20 protein-coding genes are annotated in these 21,883 nt (G+C 74.5%); 10 read left to right on the top strand and 10 right to left on the bottom strand.

The window, feature by feature from the left end:
- Window positions 1–11: 11 nt before the first annotated feature.
- Entirely contained in the window at window positions 12–557 is a 546-nt protein-coding gene (locus HDA31_RS30115) for a GNAT family N-acetyltransferase (protein WP_074478176.1), read from the bottom strand.
- 216 nt (window positions 558–773) lie between these two features.
- Between HDA31_RS30115 and HDA31_RS30110 the strand changes: the two genes are divergently transcribed.
- Window positions 774–1,319, top strand: a complete 546-nt coding sequence (locus HDA31_RS30110; protein ID WP_074478178.1) for a DoxX family protein — start codon at window positions 774–776, stop codon at window positions 1,317–1,319.
- A 215-nt stretch (window positions 1,320–1,534) separates the two neighbouring features.
- Window positions 1,535–2,980, top strand: coding sequence for a glycosyltransferase 87 family protein (locus HDA31_RS30105; RefSeq protein ID WP_178066959.1), 1,446 nt, complete (start codon window positions 1,535–1,537; stop codon window positions 2,978–2,980).
- Here HDA31_RS30105 and HDA31_RS30100 read toward each other — a convergent pair.
- The 4 genes from HDA31_RS30100 to moaC form a co-directional block, all read right to left on the bottom strand.
- Window positions 2,967–3,398: a molybdenum cofactor biosynthesis protein MoaE gene (locus HDA31_RS30100; protein WP_178066960.1), complete on the bottom strand. Its 432-nt coding sequence runs from the start codon at window positions 3,396–3,398 to the stop codon at window positions 2,967–2,969. The genes HDA31_RS30105 and HDA31_RS30100 overlap by 14 nt on opposite strands.
- 13 nt (window positions 3,399–3,411) lie before the next feature.
- Window positions 3,412–4,674: a molybdopterin molybdotransferase MoeA gene (locus HDA31_RS30095; protein ID WP_178066961.1), complete on the bottom strand. Its 1,263-nt coding sequence runs from the start codon at window positions 4,672–4,674 to the stop codon at window positions 3,412–3,414.
- A 69-nt stretch (window positions 4,675–4,743) separates the two neighbouring features.
- Entirely contained in the window at window positions 4,744–5,214 is a 471-nt protein-coding gene (locus tag HDA31_RS30090) for a MogA/MoaB family molybdenum cofactor biosynthesis protein (RefSeq protein ID WP_178066962.1), read from the bottom strand.
- Window positions 5,211–5,702, bottom strand: coding sequence for a cyclic pyranopterin monophosphate synthase MoaC (gene moaC / locus HDA31_RS30085; RefSeq protein WP_043960949.1), 492 nt, complete (start codon window positions 5,700–5,702; stop codon window positions 5,211–5,213). Before moaC ends, HDA31_RS30090 begins: the two co-directional genes overlap by 4 nt.
- Before the next feature lie 597 nt (window positions 5,703–6,299).
- Here moaC and HDA31_RS30080 point away from each other — a divergent pair.
- The 5 genes from HDA31_RS30080 (at window position 6,300) to HDA31_RS30060 (ending at window position 12,104) form a co-directional block, all read left to right on the top strand.
- On the top strand, window positions 6,300–8,822 hold the full coding sequence (locus HDA31_RS30080) for a putative bifunctional diguanylate cyclase/phosphodiesterase (protein ID WP_178066963.1): 2,523 nt from the start codon (window positions 6,300–6,302) through the stop codon (window positions 8,820–8,822).
- A complete protein-coding gene (locus tag HDA31_RS30075; RefSeq protein ID WP_178066964.1) occupies window positions 8,819–10,144 on the top strand; it encodes a glycosyltransferase 87 family protein in 1,326 nt (441 codons plus the stop codon). Before HDA31_RS30080 ends, HDA31_RS30075 begins: the two co-directional genes overlap by 4 nt.
- A gap of 59 nt (window positions 10,145–10,203) precedes the next feature.
- The gene (locus tag HDA31_RS30070; RefSeq protein WP_178066965.1) at window positions 10,204–10,839 is read left to right on the top strand and encodes a phosphoribosyltransferase; all 636 of its coding nucleotides are present in this window, start codon (window positions 10,204–10,206) and stop codon (window positions 10,837–10,839) included.
- Between the two features lie 22 nt (window positions 10,840–10,861).
- The gene (locus HDA31_RS30065) at window positions 10,862–11,269 is read left to right on the top strand and encodes a TFIIB-type zinc ribbon-containing protein (RefSeq protein ID WP_178066966.1); all 408 of its coding nucleotides are present in this window, start codon (window positions 10,862–10,864) and stop codon (window positions 11,267–11,269) included.
- A 109-nt stretch (window positions 11,270–11,378) separates the two neighbouring features.
- The gene (locus HDA31_RS30060) at window positions 11,379–12,104 is read left to right on the top strand and encodes a maleylpyruvate isomerase N-terminal domain-containing protein (RefSeq protein WP_178066967.1); all 726 of its coding nucleotides are present in this window, start codon (window positions 11,379–11,381) and stop codon (window positions 12,102–12,104) included.
- 48 nt (window positions 12,105–12,152) lie between these two features.
- Here the strand turns inward: HDA31_RS30060 and dnaB are convergent, their stop codons facing one another.
- Entirely contained in the window at window positions 12,153–14,372 is a 2,220-nt protein-coding gene (gene dnaB / locus HDA31_RS30055) for a replicative DNA helicase (protein WP_219824975.1), read from the bottom strand.
- 400 nt (window positions 14,373–14,772) lie between these two features.
- Here dnaB and HDA31_RS30050 point away from each other — a divergent pair, with 400 nt between their 5' ends.
- On the top strand, window positions 14,773–16,554 hold the full coding sequence (locus HDA31_RS30050; protein ID WP_178066968.1) for a hypothetical protein: 1,782 nt from the start codon (window positions 14,773–14,775) through the stop codon (window positions 16,552–16,554).
- Between the two features lie 181 nt (window positions 16,555–16,735).
- On the opposite strand, the gene rplI is transcribed toward HDA31_RS30050, so the two are convergent.
- From rplI to rpsF, 4 genes are all read right to left on the bottom strand, one after another.
- Window positions 16,736–17,182: a 50S ribosomal protein L9 gene (gene rplI / locus HDA31_RS30045; RefSeq protein WP_007073788.1), complete on the bottom strand. Its 447-nt coding sequence runs from the start codon at window positions 17,180–17,182 to the stop codon at window positions 16,736–16,738.
- A gap of 14 nt (window positions 17,183–17,196) precedes the next feature.
- Window positions 17,197–17,436: a 30S ribosomal protein S18 gene (rpsR, locus tag HDA31_RS30040; protein WP_007073789.1), complete on the bottom strand. Its 240-nt coding sequence runs from the start codon at window positions 17,434–17,436 to the stop codon at window positions 17,197–17,199.
- A 41-nt stretch (window positions 17,437–17,477) separates the two neighbouring features.
- Entirely contained in the window at window positions 17,478–18,008 is a 531-nt protein-coding gene (locus tag HDA31_RS30035) for a single-stranded DNA-binding protein (protein ID WP_176734099.1), read from the bottom strand.
- Between the two features lie 80 nt (window positions 18,009–18,088).
- A complete protein-coding gene (rpsF, locus tag HDA31_RS30030) occupies window positions 18,089–18,379 on the bottom strand; it encodes a 30S ribosomal protein S6 (RefSeq protein ID WP_007073791.1) in 291 nt (96 codons plus the stop codon).
- Window positions 18,380–18,977: 598 nt separating this feature from the next.
- Here rpsF and HDA31_RS30025 point away from each other — a divergent pair.
- Window positions 18,978–19,769, top strand: a complete 792-nt coding sequence (locus HDA31_RS30025; protein ID WP_074478198.1) for a deoxyribonuclease IV — start codon at window positions 18,978–18,980, stop codon at window positions 19,767–19,769.
- Window positions 19,766–21,883, top strand: a complete 2,118-nt coding sequence (locus tag HDA31_RS30020; protein WP_246384237.1) for a glycosyltransferase family protein — start codon at window positions 19,766–19,768, stop codon at window positions 21,881–21,883. The genes HDA31_RS30025 and HDA31_RS30020 overlap by 4 nt, the downstream gene beginning before the upstream one ends.

The following is a 21,883-nucleotide window of genomic DNA, read 5'->3' as shown; positions in this document are numbered from 1 at the left end:
GCGCCGGGAGGTCAGACCTTCGACCAGGGTGGCGGGAACAGCACCTCGCCCCGGGGCGCGGGGCCGTCCCCGCTGGTGCTGGGGGGCAGGACCAGCGCCTGCCACGGCTCGCCCAGGCCGGACCACGGGCTGCTCAGCCCCATCCGGTCGGCGCGGGTGAAGCCGAACCGCCGGTAGTAGGCCGGGTCGCCGAGCACCACCACGAGTCGCTCGCCGAGCTCGGTGGCGGCGTCCAGGGCGGCCTGCACCACGGCCGTGCCGTGCCCGACCCGCTGCCGGTGCGGGGCGACCGCCACCGGGCCGAGGGCCAGCGCCGGGGCGCTCCCGCCGTCGCCGCGGACGTGGACCCGGGTGAGCAGGGCGCAGCCGACCACCTCGCCGCCGTACTCGGCGACCATGGCCAGCTCGGGAATCCAGGCGTCGGTGCCGCGCAGGTCCTCGACCAGCCCCACCTCGGGCGGGGTCGACACGTCCGGACGGGCGAACGCGGCGGTCAGCACCCGCCGGACGGGGCCGGTGTCCGCCGGGCCCTCGGGACGCAGCCGCAGAGTCGTCACCCGGGCGAGGTTACCCGCCGGGCCGGGTCCACCACCGACGGTCGCCCCGATCGGCGTGGCGTTCCCGCGTCGCGCGCCCGGGCCGCGTCGAGCGCGCGACGGGTCCTGCCCGCCGCGCCGGCCCGCAGCCGCAGCCGGGGCCGCGACGTCCACGGTCGCCGATCGGATCGGGCCGTTGCAGGGGTGGCGACGCCCGCGACGGGGTATGACTGACCCATGACACCCGTGCGTTCCCTCGCCCGCGTCATGTTGAGCGGCATCTTCGTGGTCAGCGGCGCCCGCAACCTTCAGCACCCGGGGCGGCTGGTGTCGGCGGCGAAGCCGGTCACCGACCGGGTGACCCCGCTGCTCCAGCAGGTCTCCCCCCGCATTCCCACCGACACCGAGACGTTGGTCCGCGCCAACGCGGCCACCCAGCTCGTCGGCGGGCTGATGCTGGCCACCGGGAAGCTCACCCGCCCGGCCGCGCTGCTGCTCGCCGGCACGCTGATCCCGACCACCGCCGCCGGTCATCCCTTCTGGAACAACGCCGACCCGGCCGAGCGCATGCAGAACCAGGTCCACTTCCTGAAGAACCTCGGGCTCTTCGGCGGGCTGCTGCTGGCCGCCGCCGACACCGAGGGCAGGCCCGGCCTGCGGTGGCGGGCCGGTCACCGGATCGGCCACTCGCGACGGTCGGTGGCCCGGGCCGTCCGGACGGCCCGCCGCGAGGCCCGGATCGCCGTACGCTCGGCGGCCACGGCCCGTCGGCTGCCCGGCTGACCTGCGGCGCGACCCCTCCTGGCGGCGGCCCGCCCCCACCAACGCCACGAATTACCTGAACCGCCCGGTAGGCGTTAACGCGGTGGAAATGTAAAAAACCAGTGTGGGATCGGACACGGTCGCATAACGCGGGAGGCATCAACGTGAGGCGCCGTTCTAGGCTCCGTGCTGGACCTGGACGGGCAGGACGACCTTGGTATGGGGGTGGCCACGACGTGCCGGCGACCGTCGGACGACGGATGGACCGCCTCGCCCCGGTCCGTCGCGCGACCCGTGGGATCGACCGCAGGACGGCGGTGCGCGCCGGTGTGATCGCCACCGTCGCGTACGCGGCGTGGCTCGCGATCGGCGCCTTCGGGCGGCCCTACAACTTCTTCGACATGAAGATCTACCACGGCGCGGTGGTGTGGTGGGCGAACGGCAACGAGCTGTACGAGTTCATCGCCCCCTCCACCACGCTCGGCTTCACCTACCCCCCGTTCGGGGCGCTGGTGATGCTCCCCATGGCGCTGGTGCCCGTCAACGTCGCCGGCTGGCTGAACGCGCTGGCCAGCATCGGCGCGCTGGCCCTCGTCCTGGCCGGCCTGCTGCGGCCGATCGTCGACCGGCTGGGCTGGCCGTTGTGGTACACGGTGGGCATCGCGACGCCGATGGCGATCGCCCTCGAACCGGGGCGCGAGACCCTCGGCTACGGGCAGGTCAACCTGCTGTTGTTCGCCCTGATCATGGCCGACCTGATCGGGCTGCGCTGGCGGGCCCGGCGGGGCACCCGGTTCGACGACGCGGCCGGGCCGCTGCGGCGGTTCGTGTTCAGCGGGGCGTGGGCCGGGGTCGGCATCGGCCTGGCCACCGCCGTCAAGCTGACCCCGGCGCTCTTCGTCGTGTACCTCGTGATCACCCGGCAGTGGCGTGCGGCGGCCACGGCGGTCGGCACCACGATCGGGGTGACCCTCGCCGGCTTCGCGCTGGTCGGCACCGAGTCGCGGGCCTACTTCGGCGGCGTGCTCTGGCAGACCGAGCGGGTCGGCGCGGCCGACATGACCCCCAACCAGTCCCTCGCCGGCCTGCTGGCCCGCCTCTACGACTCGATCGAGACCCCCGGGCTGCTCTGGCTGTCGTTCTCGGTGCTGGTGCTCGCGCTCGGCCTGTCCCGGGCCGTCAGCGCGCGCGCCGACGGCGACGAGCTGACCGCGTTCACCCTGGTCGGCCTCACCGCGAACGTGGTCAGCCCGATCTCCTGGTCGCACCACCTGGTCTGGGTCATCCCGGCGATCGTCGTGCTGGCCGACGCCGCGCTGCGCCGCCGCGAGGCGAGCCGGGGCGTGGCGCAGCGGACCGGCCCGGCGTCGTCCTACGGCGGGCTGCCCGGGGTCAACGGGCTGCGCCCGCCGATCTGGTATCCGACGCTGACCGGCCTGCGGCACGGCGCGGCGGCGGTGGGGCTCTACCTGCTGTTCCTGATCTCGCCCATCTGGCCGTACGAGCACCAGCTCCCCGAGGTGTCGCACTACCAGGACGGCCTGTTCGGCGCGCTGATGGAGAACTCGCTGGCCGTGGCGCTGATCGTCCTGGTCGCCGCGCTGCCGTGGCGGCCGGGCGCCGAGCCGGCCTTCTACGCCGACCGGTTCGGCCGCGCCGCGAACGCCGTCAGGGGCAGTTGACCCACTCCTCGGTGCCGTCGGCGAACACCTGCCGCTTCCAGATCGGCAGCCGCGCCTTCACCTCGTCGACGAGCCGGGCGCAGGCGGCGAACGCGGCGGCCCGGTGCGCGGTGCTCACCGCCGCCACCAGGGCGGCGTCGCCGATGGCGAGCGGGCCGACGCGGTGCGACACGGCGACCGCGTATACGTCGGGGTCGGCGGCGATCTCGGCGGCGACCTCCCGGAGCACGGCGGCGGCGTTCGGGTGCCCCTCGTACTCCAGGCTGAGCACCACGCGGCCGTGGTCGTGGTCGCGGACCACGCCCTGGAACGACACCACCGCCCCGGCCCGCCGGTCGGCGACCGCCGCCTCGTGCGCGGCCAGGTCCAGCGGCGCGGTGGTGACCGTGCCGAAGACCGTCGACTCCTCGATCGTCACCGGATGCCCCTCCTCACGGACACGACCGCTCCCCGGGCAGCAGGGGCAGCGGCACGACCGGCACCCGCGCGCCCGGCTCGCCGGTCGTGCCCGGGCGGATGACCGCGAAGCCGTCCGCGCCGGCCAGCCCGCGCAGCATCGCCGACCCGACGTGCCGGACCGGGTGGGCGGTGCCGGCGGCCCGGTCCAGCCGGACCAGGGCGAGGTGGGTGTGGTCGCCGCGCCCCGGCACCGCGTCGGCCAGCGTGGCGTGCGGCAGCACCGGCATCGGCCGGCCCTGTAGGCCCGCCAGCAGCGGCGCGACCAGCGAGACGATCGCGACGATCGCGGACTGCGGGTTGCCGGGCAGGCCGGCGACGAAGCGGACCCGGCCGTCCGGGTCGACCAGCCGGGCCAGCAGCATCGGGAACCCGGGGCGGACGGCGACCGTGTTGACCACGTAGTCCGCGCCGAGCGCCTCCAGGGTGGGGTGCAGGTGGTCGACCGGGCCGTGCATCGTGCCGCCGGTGGTGCAGACCAGGTCGGCGGTGGCCAGCGCCGCGCGCAGGGCCGCCACGTGCGCCGGCAGGGTGTCCGCCACCGGGCCGACGACGTCGGCCGGGCGCACCTGGCAGCCGTACCGGCGCAGCCACGCCGGCACGGCCGGCCCGAGGGCGTCCCGGACACGGCCGGCGGCCGGCGGCCCCGACGTCAACAGCTCGTCGCCGAAGACCAGCAGCGCGGCGCGGGGCGGCCGGCGGACCCGCAGCGTGTCGTGGCCGCAGGAGGCGGCGAGGCCGATCACCGCCGGGTCGACCGGGGTGCCCGCCGGGAGCAGCTCCTCACCGGCGCGTGCCTCCTCGCCGGGCTCGCGCCACTCCGGGGTCGGCCGGGGGGTGCCGGCGACCCGGCCGTCGGCGGTGCGGGTGGACTCCTCGACCCGCAGGATCGCGGTGACCCCCTCGGGCACCATCGCGCCGGTGGCGATCTCGACGGTGGTGCCGTCGTCGGTCAGCGGGGCCGGGCTGCCACCGGCCAGCACCCGGCCGACGACCCGCCACGGCCCGTCCCCGCGCACCGCCCAGCCGTCCACGCTGGAGGTGGGGAAGGCGGGCAGGTCGGTGCGGGTGGTCAGCGGCTCGGCGAGGGTGTGCCCGTCGGTCTCGGCGAGCGGCCGGCCGACGGCGGGCAGCGCGGCGGCGAGGCCGACGGCGTACACCCGGGAGCGGGCCTCCTCCCAGCCGGCCGGCGGCGGTACGGCGACCTGCTCCGCGGCGGACGCGGTTTCCGTGCTCACCGGCCGAGCCTATCGTCGGCCGGCGGGACCCACCCGGCCAGTGGCCGCGCCGTCCCGGGTGCCGGTCGCTCAGTGGTCGCCGCCGCGGAGCTGGTCGACGGCGTGGGCGAGGATCGGGCCGAGGACGGCGAGCCCGTCGCGGGCGCCGCCGGTGGAGCCGGGCAGGTTGACGACCAGCATCCGGCCGACGACCCCGGCGACGCCCCGGGACAGCGCCGCCGTCGGCACCCGGTCCCGGCTGTGCGCCCGGATCGCCTCGGCGATGCCGGGGATCTCGTGGTCGAGCAGCGCTCGGGTCACGTCGGGGGTGCGGTCGGTCGGGTTGATCCCGGTGCCGCCGCTGGTCAGCACCACGTCGACCCCGTCGGCCAGGGCGGCCCGCAGCGCCGCGCCGACCGGTTCGCCGTCGGGCACCACCACCGGGTCGTCGACCTGGCAGCCCAGCTCGCGCAGGCCGGCGACGAGCAGCGGGCCGCTGGTGTCGGCGTAGACCCCGGCCGACGCGCGGTTGGAGGCGACCACCACCCGGGCGCGGATCACGGCCGGTCCGCCGGCCGCTGCCACAGGCCCGTCTTGCCGCCCTCCTTGCGGAGCACCCGCACCGCGTCGACCGACGCCGCCGGGTCGACCGCCTTGACCATGTCGACCAGGGCGAGGCCGGCGACCGCGACGGCGGTCAGCGCCTCCATCTCCACGCCCGTGCGGTCGGCGGTCCGCGCGGTGGCGGTGATCTCGACGGTGTCGTCGGTGAGCGCGAGGTCGACGGTCACGCCGTGCAGCGCGATCGGGTGGCAGAGCGGGATCAGGTCCGGGGTCCGCTTGGCCCCCATGATGCCGGCGAGCCGGCCCACGGCGAGCGCGTCGCCCTTGGGCAGCCCGTCGCGGCGCAGCAGGTCGACCACCTCGGCGGTGGTCCGCAGCCGGCCGGCGGCCACGGCGAGCCGGCCGGAGACCGCCTTGGCGGAGACGTCGACCATGCGGGCCGCGCCCGCCGCGTCGACGTGGGTGAGCTGGGCGGGATCCGTCACGGTCGCGAGCCTATCCTTCGGTACGCCCGGCCCCGGTCCCACCTTCGGCGGGCACGCGGTGCGGCACCGTGGACGGGCACCCGGAGCCAAAGGAATTGCGTCGGCGGGGCGGCGTTTCCCCGCCCGGGTCAATCCGGGCGACTGTCGGGAGTCGGTCCGTCCCGGCGCGTCACGGCGTGGCCGCGCACCCCGCCGATTCGGGACCTACCAGGAGAGAAGAACCCGAAGCGGGGATGAACCGGGAGGCGGACCTCACCAGACTGGGTACGGGGACGAGCCGTACTCTTTGCCGACCACGTGGCCGCGCGACACAGAACTGACAAGCGCGACGCAATTACCTGTAGAGCGCTCCGCACAGGTCCCGTAAACACAAAGTGACAAATCATCCCCAGGTTGGCTTATATTGCGCATACCGACATTTATCAGTACAGAATTGGACGTCCACCGCCTTAAGCTCTCGTTCGTCGGACAGGAACGACAGAAAGGGTGGGGGCTGTGATGAAGTCGCACGAGTGGAGTTGAGGGCACTTCTCGGAGCGGATAAAGGCCAGTACCCTGAGGAACGCATAGCCATCGGTGACAACGCGAGGACGATGGGTGGCCGCTCCGACGAATCGACGGACCGAGACCGATCGGCGACTCCAGTCGCTAGTCGGTCTCGTCGTCGTTTGCGCGTCCGCCGCCCTCGTCGTCTCCACGAACCAGCTCCTGGCGGGGGGCGACCCCGGTAACCTGGCGCTCTGGGCGGCGCTCGTCTCGCTGGTCGCCATCGGCGTCACGGTGAAGGTCCGGGTCCGGATCAGAGCCACCAACCACGACATCGCCTGGACCGAGACCGCCATCCTCATCGGCCTCGCCGTCGCCCCCACCCCCGTGGTGGTCCTCGCCACCGCCCTCAGCATCGCGATCACCACCTGGCTGGACCGGAAGACCACGCTCAAGACGCTGTTCGGCATCGGCAAGAACACGCTCGTCGCGGCCGTCGCGGGGACGGTCCTGCACGCCGCCGGCTGGCGCACCGGCGACGACCTGCTCGTCCACCTCGTCCTGCCGCTCTCCGTCGCCTACCTGGCGGCCGTGGTCCTCGACGAGCTGGTCACCCTCCCGGTCATCGCGATGGCGACCGGCGAGCGGCTGCGCGACCTGTTCCGGGAGGACTGGGGCCTGCGGGCCGCCACCGCCGCCGCCCGGCTCCTGGTGATCGTCGGCACCGTCTTCATCCTCCGGGCCGACAGCCGCCTGCTCCTCGCCGTCCCGCCCCTGGTGCTGAGCCTGCACCTGCTCTACTCCAACCGGGTCCGCACCCGCACCGAGCAGCAGGCGTGGCAACGGCTGGCCCGCACCACCGACGCGCTCAACGTCGTCGACCTCGACAAGGTCCTCACCACCGCCGTCACCCAGGCCGCCGAGCTGTTCTCCGCCGACGAGGTGGAGATCTCCCTGCGCGGGACGGGCCGGACGGTCCGCGGCTCCGCCGGCACCCTCACCTACGACGGGCCGACCGGCCCCGGCGGCCCGACCGAGGGTTCGGTGATCTCCGCCCGCCTGGAGGGGCACGACCGCACCGTCGACGTCGGCACCCTCCGCCTGCGGTTCCGGGGCCCCGTCCGGTTCTCCGAACGCGAGCAGTACACCCTGCGCACCTTCACCTCGGCGCTGTGCACCGCCGTCCGCAACGCCCAGGCGTACGCCGAGCTGGCCCGCGTCGCCAACGAGCACGCGTACGCGGCGACCCACGACACCCTCACCGGCCTGGCCAACCGGCGGCACCTGCTGGACCAGGGCAGCGAGCAGCTCAACGCCCGGCACGCCGACGGGGTGACCGCGCTCGTGCTGATCGACCTCAACCACTTCAAGGAGGTCAACGACACCCTCGGCCACGCCGCCGGCGACCAGGTGCTCCTCCAGGTCGCCGACCGGCTGCGCGGCGCCGCCCAGGGCGGCGACCTGGTGGCCCGCCTCGGCGGCGACGAGTTCGCCGTGCTCCTGCGCGGCCTGCCCGCCCCGGCGGTGGCCGCACACCGCACCGAGGCCCTGCTCGCCGCGCTGCACGAGCCCCTCGACCTCGACGGCATGCGGATCAGCGTGGAGGCCAGCGGCGGCATCGCCATCGCCCCGGCCAGCGGCGGCATGCCCGAGCTGCTGCGCCGCGCCGACGTCGCGATGTACCAGGCGAAGCGCGCCGGCCAGCGCATCGCCACCTACGCGTCGACCCGGGACACCGCCGACCTCGGCCGGCTCACCCTCGGCGGTGAGCTGCCCCGGGCCGTCGCCGACCAGGAGTTCACCGTCAACTTCCAGCCCATCGTCGACCTCGGCACCGGCGAGGTGACCAGCGCGGAGGCGCTGGCGCGCTGGCACCACCCGGTGCACGGCGTGATCGACCCGCTGCGCTTCCTGGAGGCCGTCGAGCGCTCCGGCCTGCTCCCCGCGTTCGCCGAGGCGATCCTCGACCAGGCGCTCATCGCCGCCAACAGCTGGCGCGACGCCGGCTTCGACCTGCCGGTGGCGGTCAACGTGTCGCCGCGCAGCCTCCTCGACGCCCGCTTCCCCAGCTCCGTGCTGGCCCGGCTGCGCGCCCACGACCTGCCGCCGGACCGGCTGGTCCTGGAACTGACCGAGACGCTGACCCTCAGCCAGCTCGACGTGGTCGACCGGGTGCTCAGCCGGCTGCGCGACGAGGGCGTCCGGCTGGCCCTGGACGACTTCGGCACCGGCTACTCCTCGCTGTCCCTGCTCTCCCGCATCCCCGTCCACGAGCTCAAGATCGACCGCAGCTTCGTGTCGGCCATGGAGGGGTCCGCCGAGGCCGCCGCCGTCATCCGGTCCACCCTCGACCTCGGCCGCAGCCTCGGGCTCACCGTCGTCGCCGAGGGGGTGGAGAGCGAACCACAGCGCCGTGCCCTCTGGGAGCTGGGCTGCACCGCCGGGCAGGGCCACCTCTTCGGCCGGCCGGTGCCGGCCGGCACGCTCCTGTCCACCCTGCACCGCGGCTTCGGCGGCCGCACCGGCACCCTCGCCCCGCCGCTGCACGACGCGGGCACCGTGGTCCGGCTCCCCGCCGGGCGACGGCAGGGCGGGCGCAGCCGGGGAGAGCGTCTGCCACACTTGCCCGCGTGACCGCCGCCGCCGACCGGGCCGCCCGTGCCCCCGCACCGTGGCGCAGGGTCGACCGGGCCGCCGGCGGCCTCGCCCTCGACCTCGGCCTCTACGCTGCCTCCGCCGCGTTCGCGGCCGTCACCGCCGCCACCTCCACCCTGCCGCCGCACCGCGCCTGGGGGAGCATCGCCGCGTTCGGCTACCTGGTCGCCGCGCTCGCCGTCGCCGGCCAACTCGCCGCCCGCCGCCGGGACGCCGCCGCGGCGCTCGCCGCCCTGCCGGCCCGCTGGACGGTCACCGGGCTGGCCTGGGCCACCACCACGCTGCTGCCGCTGCTGGCGCAGAGCGCGCAGCGGGCCGCCGGCCGCACCGACCGTGCGCAGGAGGAGGTGGTCGTCGTCGAGCACAGCGGCAACCGCCTCGTCGAGACCGGCACGCCCTACCTCGGGCACGACGCGATCGCCGCGCTCCCCGCCGACGAGCGGCTGCTCGGCTACACCCCGTACCAGCCGGGCATGGCCCTGTTCGGGCTGCCGCGCGCCGTCGCGGACGGCTGGTGGACCGACGCCCGCGTCTGGTTCGCGGTCGCCACCGCGCTGCTCCTCGCCCTCGCGGTGCGCGTCCTGCGCACCGGAGCCCCGACCGCCGCCGACACCCCGACCGCCGGGGATCCGGCCGGCGGCGGCGACCGGGCGGCGACCGTGCTGCGCGGGTTCCAGGCGGCGACCGTGCTGCCGGTCTGCGCCCTCACCCTCGCCACCGGCGGCGACGACCTGCCGGTGCTCGCCGCCTGCCTGCTGGCCCTCGCCCTCGCCGCCACCGGCCGGCCGGGCCGCGCCGGCCTCGCCGTCGGCGCGGCGGGCGCGCTGAAGCTCTTCGCCTGGCCGGTCGCCCTCGTGCTGATCGCCTGGGCGGCCACCCACCGCCGCGCCGGGCGGCTCGCCGCCGGCGCGCTCGGCCTGCCGGCCCTCGCCCTGCTGCCCGCCCTACTCGTCGACCGCGACGCGCTGGTCGAGAACGTGCTGCGCTTCCCGCTCGGGCACGGCCTGGTCACCAGCCCGGCGCAGTCCCCGTTTCCGGGTCACCTGATCACCACCACCCTGCCCGGCGGCCGGGTCGCCGCCGCCGCGCTGCTCGTCGCCGCTGGGGCCGCCATCGCCGTCCGGCTCCTGCGCCGCCCGCCCCGCACGGCCACCGCCGCCGCCCTGATCTGCGGGTACGGGCTGCTCGCAGCGATCCTGCTGATGCCCACCACCCGCTTCGGCTACCTGCTCTACCCGGTCGCCCTGCTGGCCTGGGCACCCGCCCTGCCCCGCCCCGCGCCGGCCCCCGCCGCCCCCTGACCGGGGGGCTTCGCCCCCGACGGCCGGCGCGGTCGGCCGGCACGGCGTACACCTGAGACATGACGACGACCTTCCGCGACCGGGACGACGCCGGCCGGGTCCTCGCCGACCGGCTCGCCGGCCTCGTCGGGCGCTCCGACGTCACCGTGCTCGCGCTCGTCCGGGGCGGCGTGCCCGTGGCCCGGGTCGTCGCCGGGCGGCTCGGCGTCCCCCTCGACGTGCTGGTGGTCCGCAAGCTCGGCCTGCCCCTGGCCCCCGAGGTCGCCTTCGGCGCGCTCGGCCCCCACGGCGTGCGGGTGCTCAACGAGACGGTGGCCGCCCGGCTCGACGCCGCGGAGGTCGCCGAGGTGCAGCGCCGTGAGCAGGCGGAACTGGACCGCCGCGAACGCCGTTACCGGGCCGGACGGCCCCCGCTCGACCTGACCGGCCGGACCGCCGTCATCGTTGACGACGGCCTCGCCACCGGGGCCACCGCCCGCGCCGCCGTCCAGGTGGCCCGACGCCTCGGGGCCCGCCGGGTGGTCGTCGCGGTGCCCGTCGGCTCGCAGCAGGCGTACGAGATGCTCGCCGCCGAGGCCGACGAGGTCGTCTGCGCCGAGCGGCCCGCCGACTTCGGCGCGGTCGGCGCCTACTACTTCGACTTCCACGAGGTGTCCGACGACGAGGTGACCGACGCGCTCGCGGCAATCGGGTGACTTCACCGGGTACCTTCGGGTAATGCAGCTCACCTGTCCCAAGTGTCACGGAGACATGCGCCAGTACGAGCGCAGCGGAGTCGTCATCGACCAGTGCGGCGAGTGTCGGGGGATCTTCCTCGACCGCGGCGAACTGGAGAAACTGTTCGAGGCCGAGGCGAACTGGAACCGGCAGCAGTCGGCGGGCGCCCCGAACCCGGCCCGGCCGGCCCAGGCGCCCGGCGCCTACCCGCCGCCTCCGCCGCCCGCGCACCAGCCGCAGCAGCCGGGCTACGGCGCGGTGCCCCCGCCTCCGCCCCCGCCGCCCACGCACGGCTACCCGCCGCCCGCCCCCGCGTACGGCGGGCACGGCCAACCGCACTACGGCTACCACGGCCACTACCGCCGCAAGAAGCACCACGGCGGTTTCCTCGGCGAGCTCTTCGACTGACTGATCCGTTCGGCGGTCGCCAGGTCGGCGACGTGGGGCAGGCCCGGTCCGGGTGACCGCCCCACGTCGCCGACATGCCCGGGCGCGTCCGGCGTGCGAGGCTGCGTCCATGACAGCCGTTTCGCAGCCCGAGGCGCTGGCCCAGGCGTACGCGGGGATCACCGACGTCGTGGCCCCGCTCGACGACGCCGGCCTGCGACGGCCCACCCGGTGCCGGGGCTGGCGCGTCGCCGACCTGCTGTTCCACGTGCTCTGCGACGCGCAGCGGGCGCTGGTCGCGCTCGCCAGCCCCGCCGACGGGCCGGCCGACCGCGACGACGTCTCCTACTGGCAGAGCTTCGCCGCGCCGCCCGACGCCACGGGGACGGGCACCGGCCGGCGGGCGGCCCGCGACGACGACGACAGCGGTGACCGGCACGCCGGGTGGGTCCGGCGCTCGGTCGCCGCGTTCGAGCGCCCCAGCGGGGTGTTCCGGGTCTGGGCCGACACGGCGCCGGCCGCCGTCCGCGCCGCCGCCGCGGCCGACCCGGACGGCTTCGTCACCACGCAGGGCCACGTGCTGCGGGTGCCGGACCTGCTGGCCACGCTCACCACCGAGGCGGTCGTGCACCACCTCGACCTGATCGTCGACCTGCCCGACGCCCCGCCGCCGGCCGCGCTGCCCGCCCGGGTCGCGGTGGCGAGCCTCTGCGGGCTGCTCAGCGACGACGCCGTCCGGCCGGCAGGCTGGGACGACCGGGACTTCCTGCTCAGGGCCACCGGCCGGGTGCCGCTGACCGACCGGGACCGGTGGGAGCTGGGCGAGGCCGCCGGCTGGTTCCCGCTGATCGGCTGAGCGGCCGGGCGCTGGTGGGGGTGGTCCTGCCGGGCTCGGCCCGTCGGCTCAGACGATCGCCATGTCGACGAAGCGGGACAGGTGGAGCTGCGCGGCCACGGTGATCGAGTCGGTCGGCCCGTTCCGGTGCTTGGCGACGATGAAGTCCGCCTCCCCGGCGCGCGGTGACTCCTTGTCGTAGTAGTCGTCCCGGTGCAAAAGTATTACTACGTCAGCATCTTGTTCAATTGACCCAGATTCGCGCAAATCGGATAGCTGCGGTCGCTTGTCCGTCCGCTGCTCCGGGCCACGGTTCAGCTGACTCACCGCGATCACCGGGCACTCGACCTCCTTGGCCAGCAGCTTGAGGCCACGGGACAGGTCCGCGACCTCCTGCTGCCGGCTCTCGGTGCGCTTCGGCGACGTCATGAGCTGGAGATAGTCGACGACGATCAGCTTCAGGTCGTGCTTCTGCTTGAGCCGACGCGCCTTCGCCCGGATCTCCATCAGGTTCATGCTCGGCGTGTCGTCGACGAAGAGCGGCGCCTCGCTGATCTCACCCATGCAACGGGCCAGCTTGGTCCAGTCGTCGTCGGAGAGCTGGCCGCTGCGCAGCACGTGCAGCGGGACGCGGGCCTCCGCCGAGAGCAGGCGCATGACGATCTCGACCTTGCTCATCTCCAGCGAGAAGATCGCCGACGCCTGGTTGGCCCGGATCGCCGCGTTCCGGGCGAAGTCCATGCTCGCGGTGCTGTTGTGCGTCGGGATCATGGACCGGCCGGCCAGGTAGAGGTGGTCCGGGTTGTCCACGGTCACGCAGCGCACCGGGACGCTCGGCACCGGCCGCACGTCCACGACGAACCGGACGCCGGCGTCCGGGGCCGTCCGCTGCCGCGCGGCGTGCGCCGCCCGCTTGTCCGCCAGGCGGAAGACGGGGTCGGGCGTCGAGAAGTCCACGGTGTACGCGACGGGCGAGCCCTCCCGCGCCGGCTGCTCGCCGACCGTGCACCGGTAGCCGAGGCCGACCACGAGTTCCCGGACGCATCCGGCCAGCCGTCGGGAGGTCGAGGCGTACCGGAGGTTCCCGTCGGGGCCCACCGTCCCGGCGGCGTCCATCAGGCCCGCGAGCAGCTCGCGGCGCTGGTCCTCCGACGCGCGGAGGTAGTCCGGCGGGAGGTGCGGCTCGGCGCTGCCCTCGCCGACGCCCACTCCGAGGGTGTACGGCGCGACGGCGAGATCCCGCGTGGGCAGCCGCAGCGGCGCGCAGTTCCCGACGGCGTGGCGGGGCTGCCGGCCCGCCGTGTCGGTGTGCAGCGTGGCGGCGATCCGGGCGGTCGTCACCGCCTCCGGGGCGGCGGTGGTCCGCCACAGGTGCTCGGCGTCGGCCACGATGACCGAGCCGTCGGAGAACTCGACCTCGTAGCAGGGGCGGTCGTGCCGCACCTCGAAGGCGGCCGTGACGGTGGTCGGGGTGCCGTCCGCGGCGAGGAGCCGGTCACCGGCCGCCACCTCGCCCATCGTGGTCCAGCCGTCGGGGGTGGGCAGCGGGGTGTCCAGCGCCAGCGCCTTGCCCAGACCGGGCCGGCCCGCCACGATGATCAATTGGCCGGGGTGCAGGCCGTTGAGCAGCCGGTCGAGGTCGGTGAAGCCGGTCGGCACGCCGGTCATGACGCCGCCCTGGGCGCCCACCGCCTCGATCTCGTCGAGGGTCGGCTGGAGCATGTCCGCCAGGATGGCGAAGTCCTCGCTGACCCGGCGCTCGGTGATCTCGTAGACGGCCTGCTGGGCGAGGTCGACGATGTCGTCGACGTCGCGGCTGCCGTTGTTGCCGGTGCCGTAGCCCAGTTGCACGATCTTGGTGCCGGCCTCGACGAGGCGGCGGAGCACGGCCCGCTCCCCGACGATGCGGGCGTAGTAGGCGGCGTTGGCGGCGGTGGGGACGGTCGCGATGAGGGTGTGCAGGTAGGGCGCGCCGCCGATGCGGGCGAGGTCGCCCGAGTCGGCCAAGGCGGCGGCCACCGTGATCGCGTCGGCGGGCTCGCCCCGGCCGTAGATGTCGAGGATGGCGTCGAAGATCGTCGCGTGCACCGGCCGGTAGAAGTCGGTGGACTTCAGGATCTCGACGACGTCGGCGATGGCGTCCTTGGAGAGCAGCATGCCGCCGAGGACGCACTGCTCGGCGGCGACGTCCTGGGGTGGGGTCTTCTCGAACTGGCCGTCCCGCTGGGCGGATGCCGGTGGCTGGCCGCCGCCCCGTGGCTCCGTCCGCATGTCGTCGGTGACCGACACGGGATCCCCCCTCCGCTGCGTCGGCGTTGACTACCGCTGCGCCGCCGGGCACGACGACGTCCGATCGGACCGGTCGGGTCGATCGGGGGGTCATCGCACCGTCGGTCGAGAGGCAACCATACGGAACCCGAGGTCAGCGACTCAACCAGGCCGGTGGACGAGCCTTGGGACAACCTGTGGACGCCGGTGGACAACATGTGTGCAGGGTGTGCACAGGTTGTGGATAAGTGTTGGGGAATTCCGGCCCGAAACGCCGTGACCTGCATAGACACCGTCCCCACCCTGTGGAGGAGAAATTTCTGGTGAGCTTCCTGGGCGCTTCGTCCCGTACTATCTCCTGCAAACGGCTACACCTGGACAGCGGATTGCACTTTCGGTTCAGAAGGGTCACGCTCCGGCCGTGAGACACCGGGACTGGGGACGCGGGGAGGGCAGCCCGCGCGAGCGGCAGGCGAGCCTCCCGTGGGACGCCTCCGGCGACCAGCCCCCGGCCGACTCGCACGGCTCGGCCGTCGAGCGCTACCGCACCCCGAGCCGCCGCCGGGCGGCGCGCCGGGGCCAGCAGGAGCCGGTGGAGACGTACCTGCCTCGGTGGGCGCTGGACTCGGGTGTCGAGCGGGCCGACGGTGGTGGTCGGCACGCGGCCCCCGACGACGAGGACGACGCCCGCGCCCGCTCGGGCTCGGGCTCGGGCTGGCGCACCACCGAGACGACCACCAGTTGGCGGCGCGTCAGCGAGACGACGTGGCGGGACGTGCCCGCGATCGAGGCGGCCCCGGAGCGGGAGCGGCCCGGCGGTTGGCGGGACGTGCCCGCGATCGGCGCGGCCCCGGAGCCCGAGCGGCCCGGCGGCTGGCGCGACGAGGCTCTCCGCGACGACGCTTCCCGCGACGGGGGCTACGTGGGCAGCAGGCGGGCCGACGAGGACGATCCGGTGTCGGGCGCGGCGCGGGCGGCGCGCCCCCGCCGGTCGTCGTCGCGCCGTCCCCAGGTGGTCTGGTCGGGGCTGGAGGACGTGGGCACCGCGACCGGCGCGGACGCGGCCGAGGGCGGGGGGCGGCGGACCCGCCGCAGCCGCCGGGCGGGCGCCGACTCCTGGTCCACCCGCCCGGCCGTGGATCCGTGGGCGCGGGGCGCGGCGGACGCGCCGGAGACCACCGGCGAGGCGGCGTCCTACCAGCCGGCGGTGGACCCGTGGGACGCCTCCGGCGTGCACGCGTGGGACCGTCCGGCGGTCGAGAGCCGGTGGGAGTCACCCGCCGGTGCGGCCCGCTGGGACCAAACGGGTGAGATCGGCGACCTCGGCCGGTGGGACCAGACCGGCGAGATCGGCCGGTGGGACCGCACCGGCGAGATCGGGCGCTGGGAGGAGACCGGGGACGTCGGCCGGTGGGACCAGACCGGTGAAATCGGCCGGTGGGACCGGGCCGGGGAGACCGGGCGACGGGAGCGGTCGACCGCCGAGACCGGGCAGTGGGGCCGGGTCGACGACGGTCAGCGCTGGGACCGGGCCGTGGAGCCCCGGTCCGGGGACGCTCCGGTCGAGGGGTGGTCCTGGCCGGAGCACGTGGAGGGGTTCTGGTCGGGCACCCGGCTCGCGGGCGACGATCCCCGGTGGATGGACGCCCCGCCGTCCGCGCCGCAGTCGCCGGTGGTGCCCTACACCGCTCCCCGGCCGCGCTCGGCACCACGCCGCAGGGCGGAGCCGGGCCGGCGGAGGGGCGAGCCGGTCGGCGACGCGCGGGCGGTGGGTGTGCCGTCGCGGCGGCGTGCGGAACCGGTGCCCGTCAGGTCCTGGAACCGCCGCCTCGAAGACGACCTGCTCGATCCGGATCCGGGCGGGCCGTTCCGGCCGTTGGTCTACACCGCGGCGTGTTACCTGCTCCCGGCCGTGCTGGTCTTCGTCTGGCTGCTGACGCTGGACGGTCAGGCGCCGGCCGGCTGCGTCACGGACATCAGCGGTGGCGGCTGCGACTCGCCACGGTCGCACGCCCTCGGCTCGCTGGTGAACGGGGCGCCCCGGTTCGGCCTGGCGCTGGCCAGCAGCCTCGTCGTCGCGCTGCTGCTGCGGCGGGTCGGCACGACGTGGCGGTCGGCGACTGTGGCGTTGGCGGCGGCGGTGGTCGGCGGCGGGCTGTCGACGGTGATGATCAGCGCGGTGACCGGTCAGCCCATCGGTTGACCGCCCCGACCGTCGCCGGGCGCGCGGCGCTCTCCGACGTGTCGCCGCCGAGCGGGTCGCCCGCCCGCGAACCCGGTCGTCGCCGGGTGGGGCTTCCACACCGGGCTGGCTTCCACACCCGGACGCGGAAGGGCCCGCACCGGCGATCCGGTGCGGGCCCTTCCGGTGCCGCTGTCGGGTGTCAGCCCTGGACGACGTTGAGGTCGAACTTGGCGGTCACCTCGGGGTGCAGCCTGATGCTGACCGGGTACGCGCCGAGCGACTTGATGTGGCCGGGCGTCTCCAGCCGCCGACGGTCGAGGGCCGGGCCGCCGGCCGCCTTGACGGCGTCGACGATCTCGGCCGGGGTGACCGAGCCGAAGAGCCGCCCGCCGTCGCCGGCGCGGGCCTTGAGGCTGACCTTCAGGCCCTCGAGCTGGGCCTTGACCTCGTTGGCGTGGCCGAGGTCGCGGATCTCGCGGGCCGAGCGGGCCCGCTTGATGACCGTGACCTGCTTCTCCGCGCCCTTGGTCCAGGCGATCGCGAAGCCCTGCGGGAGCAGGTAGTTACGGCCGTAGCCGTTCTTGACCTCGACGATGTCGCCCGGGGCACCGAGGCCGGACACCTCCTGAGTCAGGATGATCTTCATATCGGTGCCTCCTCTCAGCGGGCCGTGGCCGTGTACGGCAGGAGCGCCATCTCGCGGGCGTTCTTGACCGCGCGGGCGATCTGCCGCTGCTGCTGCGAGGTCACGCCGGTCACCCGCCGAGCGCGGATCTTGCCGCGGTCGGAGATGAACTTGCGCAGCAGCGCGGTGTCCTTGTAATCGATGTACGTGATCCCGTCCTTGTCGAGCGGGTTCACCTTCTTCTTCGGTTTGCGAAGTGCAGCGGCCTTGGCCATTGCTCGGGCTCCTGGTTTGCGGTCGCGGGCGCTCGGCGCCATTAGAACGGAGGCTCCTCGTCGAAGTTGCCGCCACCCGAACCACCGCGCGAGGGAGCCGGCGCGGCCGAGGCCCAGGGGTCGTCGAAGTTGCCTCCGCCGCCGCCCTGGTTGCCACCACCGCCACCGCCGAAGCCGCCGCCACCGGAGCGGGACATCTTCTGCACCTTCGCCGTGGCGTAGCGCAGGGACGGGCCGATCTCGTCGACCTCCAGCTCGATGACGGTGCGCTTCTCGCCCTCGCGGGTCTCGTAGGACCGCTGACGCAGCCGGCCCGACACGATCACCCGGGCACCGCGCTGCAACGACTCGGCGACGTGCTCGGCGGCCTGCCGCCAGACCGTGCACGCGAGGAACAGCGGCTCGCCGTCCTTCCACTCGCCGGACGCCTTGTCCATGAACCGGGGCGTCGAGGCGACCCGGAACTTGGCGACCGCGGCCCCCGAGGGGGTGAAACGCAACTCGGGGTCATCGGTCAGATTGCCGATGACCGTGATGGTGGTGTCTCCTGCCATGACCATCTCCTCGCGCACTCATCGTTCGCCGTACAGGCTCTCAGGGCCCTACGACAACCTCGATGAGGCTGATCCGGGTGGTGAACCGGGTTGGACTGTTAGCGCATCTCCGGCCGGATGACCTTGGTGCGCAGCACGGACTCGTTGAGCCGCAGCTGACGATCCAGCTCGGCCACCGCCGCAGGCGTGGCCTGCAGGTCGACGACAGCGTAGATGCCCTCGGCCTTCTTGTTGATCTCGTACGCGAGGCGCCGGCGGCCCCATACGTCGGTCTTCTCGACCGAGCCACCCGCGGTCCGGATCACGTTCAGGTACGTGTCGAGCGACGGGGCGACGGTGCGCTCCTCGAGGCTGGGGTCGAGGATCACCATGATCTCGTAATGACGCAAGACGTGCTCACCTCCTGTGGGCTAGGCGGCCACGGTCCTTCCGTGGCAGGAGGTCTGGCGTCGTGGCCGCTCCGGACCGGGGGAACCCGACCGGGCGCGGACAACCGGACCAGAATACCCGGCCCGGACGATCATGCCCGGGCAGGTCGCCGTCGCCGCTCCACGCGTCGTCGGTTCACGCGATGCCGGGTCACGCAGCGCCGGTTCACGGGTCGGCGCGGCGCGTCCCGCCGCAGGCGTACGGGAACCGGGGGCCGGGCCGACGACGCGCGTCGGCCTCGGCCCCCGGTCACGAGGCCGCGGGGCGTCCCGTCCGCATTCCTTGGGTGGGACCTGGGGAGGAACGACCACACCGATGAGGTTGGACCGAAACGCCCCGCGGAGCTTCATTGTGTTGTTATCCGACGGTACAACGATTTCGTCACGTGTGGAGAGAATCAGCGCTTTTGCCCGATGATCGGCGTCGGCCAATCGTCGATCCCCGTCCGGACCAACGACCGGCGGGCCGGCCGGGTGACGACCGCCGCCGGCGGTGGGACACCACGACCCGGCCGCGCCACCACCCCGCACGTCGGTGCCTCGACGTAGGCTCGCCTGCATGCGTATCGGAGCCCACGTCGATTCCGCCGACCCGCTGTCCGAGGCGACCGCCCGAGCCGCCGACGCCGTGCAGTTCTTCCTCTCCGATCCGCAGGGCTGGAAGGCCCCGAAACCCAGGGAGGACGCCGACCGGTTGCGCGCCGCCGAGGTCGACCTCTACGTCCACGCGCCATACGTGATCAACGTGGCGACGCTGAACAACCGGATCCGCATCCCGAGCCGGAAGCTGCTGCTCGGCCACGCCACGGCGGCGGCGGAGATCGGCGCGAAGGGCCTGATCGTGCACGGTGGGCACGTCAACGCCGGCGACGACCTGGCGGTCGGGTTCGACAACTGGCGCAAGACCTTCGCGTACGCGGCGGACGCCGGGGGCTTCGCCCTGCCGGTGCTGATCGAGAACACCGCCGGCGGGGACAACGCCTGCGCCCGACGCCTCGACGCGCTGGCCCGGCTCTGGGACGCGCTCGGCGACTACGAGGTGGGCTTCTGCCTCGACACCTGTCACGCCCACGCCGGGGGTGAGGAGCTGCTCGACCTGGTCGACCGCGTGAAGGCGATCACCGGTCGGATCGACCTGGTGCACGCCAACAACTCGAAGGACACGTTCGGTTCGGGGCGGGACAGGCACGACAACCTCGACGGCGGCACCATCGACCCGGAGCTGCTGGTGGCCGTGATCCAGGCGGCGGACGCCCCGGCGATCGTGGAGACCCCGGGTGGTGCGGACGGTCAGGGCGCGGACATCGCCTTCCTCCGCGACCGGCTCGCCGTGGGGAGCCCGGCCGCATGACGACCGAGCAGTCCGGCGTCACGGACGAGGCCGTCCCCGGCGAACCGGCGGCCCGCGGGGACGACGAGGCCGGAAACGACGCCAGCGCCACAAAGGACGCCGACGCCACAGAAGCCGTCGGCAACGCGAAGGCCGACGCCGGCACCGCGAAGGACGCCGGCACCGCGAAGGACATCGACGCCACGAAGGCCGACGGCAGCACGAAGGGCGTCGGCAACGCGAAGGCGGACGACGCCGACGGCGAGACCAAGGACGGCAAGACCAAGGACCGCGAGGCCAAGGACGACGAGGCCGAGGACGGCGACGACGCGAAGGGCGACCGCGACGCCGGGGACGACCGGAAGCCGGACCGCTGGGAGGCGTTCGCCCCCGCCCCGGAGCCGGTGCCCGGGCGACTGCGGCGCGGGCTGCGGGCGGTGGGCCGCTTCGGCGTCCACGAGTGGACCCTGGCCGTGCTGGGCTCGCTGGCGCTGGCCGTCGCGCTCACCTGGCCGACGCTGCGCTACCCGCTGCACACGCTCCCCCAGGACTACTGGGACCCGAGCCTCCAGACCTGGCAGATGGCCTGGTCGGGGCACATCCTGCTGACCAATCCGGCGCAGCTGTGGCACTCCAACACGTTCTTCCCGGAGCCGTGGAGCTTCGCCTTCTCCGACACCCTGCTCGGGTACGCCCCGGCCGGCATGATCGGCACGGGTCCGGAGGCGGCCCTGCTCCGCTACAACATCATGTTCGTGCTGGCCCACGCGCTCGCCACGCTCGGGGCGTACGCGCTGGCGCGGCAGCTCGGCTCGGGGCGCGCGGGCGCGGCGGTGGCCGGGGTCGGCTACGCGTACGCCCCCTGGCTGCTCGCCCAGGCGGGGCACCTGCACATCATCTCCAACGGCGGCATCCCGCTGGCGCTGGCCATGCTGGCCCGGGGGCACGGCTGGTCGCTGCGCCACGGCTACCGCCCCGAGCGGCGGCACGCCGGGTGGGCGTACGCCGGCTGGGTGGTGGCGGCCTGGCAGCTCAGCCTGGGCTTCGGCATCGGGCTGCCGTTCGCGTACGTGCTGGCGGTGGCGACGCTCGTCGCCACCGTGACCTGGTTCGTCCGGCGGCGGTCGGCGCGGCGGCCGTTCGGGGTGCGGCTGCTCGTCGCCGACGTCGTCGGCGCGCTGCTGTTCGCGGGGGTGGGCGCCCTGCTGGCCGTCCCCTACTTCAAGGTCGCCGAGCTGCACCCGAACGCGGCCCGCACCCTCGACGACGTCGGCATCTACTCACCGCCGCTCTCGGGCTTCTTCACCGCCCCGGCCGAGTCCCGCGTCTGGGGCACGCTGCACGAGGGGGCACGCGCCGGGTTGCCCTGGAACTCCCCGGAGATGACCCTGCTGCCCGGCTTCGTGCTCTACGCGCTGGCGGCGGGCGGGCTGTTCTTCTCGGTGTGGCGGCTGCGGCACCGGCTGCTGCTGCTCGCCGGGGTGGTGGTCACGGCGGTCCTGGCCATGGGCACCCGCTTCTTCGGCGGCACCTTCACCTACGGGCTGCTCTTCGAGTATCTGCCGGGCTGGAACGGCCTGCGCACGCCGGGCCGGATGATGCTCTGGACGACGCTGCTGCTCGGGCTGCTCGCCGCCGGGGCGGTCAGCGCCTTCGCGATCCGGGTGCGCGAGTGGGCGGCCGAGCGGGTCCCGCCGTGGCCGGGACCGTGGCTGCGGCTGGCCACCGTGCTGCCGCTGCTGCTGGTGATCGCCGAGGGCCTCAACGTCACCCCGCACCCGGTGGTGCCGGTCCAGCCCGCGGCGCTGCGGTCGGTGGACGGCCCGATGCTGGTGCTGCCCAGCGACCAGGGCTCCGACCAGCTGGTGATGCTGTGGTCGACCAGCCGGTTCCAGGACGTGGTCAACGGCGGCAGCGGGTTCACCCCGACGCGGCAGGCCGAGATCCGGAAGGCGACCGAGAGTTTCCCGGACCAGGCGAGCGTGACCTACCTGCGCGCGCTGGGCGTGCGCAACGTGGTGATGCTGCGCGACCGGATCGCCGACACGCCGTGGGCCACCACGATCGACGCCCCGGTCGACGCGCTCGGCATCACCCGCGAGCAGGTGGACAACGCGGTGGTCTTCCGCCTCTGA

This window comes from Micromonospora carbonacea (assembly GCF_014205165.1).
Lineage (GTDB): Bacteria > Actinomycetota > Actinomycetes > Mycobacteriales > Micromonosporaceae > Micromonospora > Micromonospora carbonacea.
This window is presented reverse-complemented; position numbering and strand designations above follow the sequence as displayed.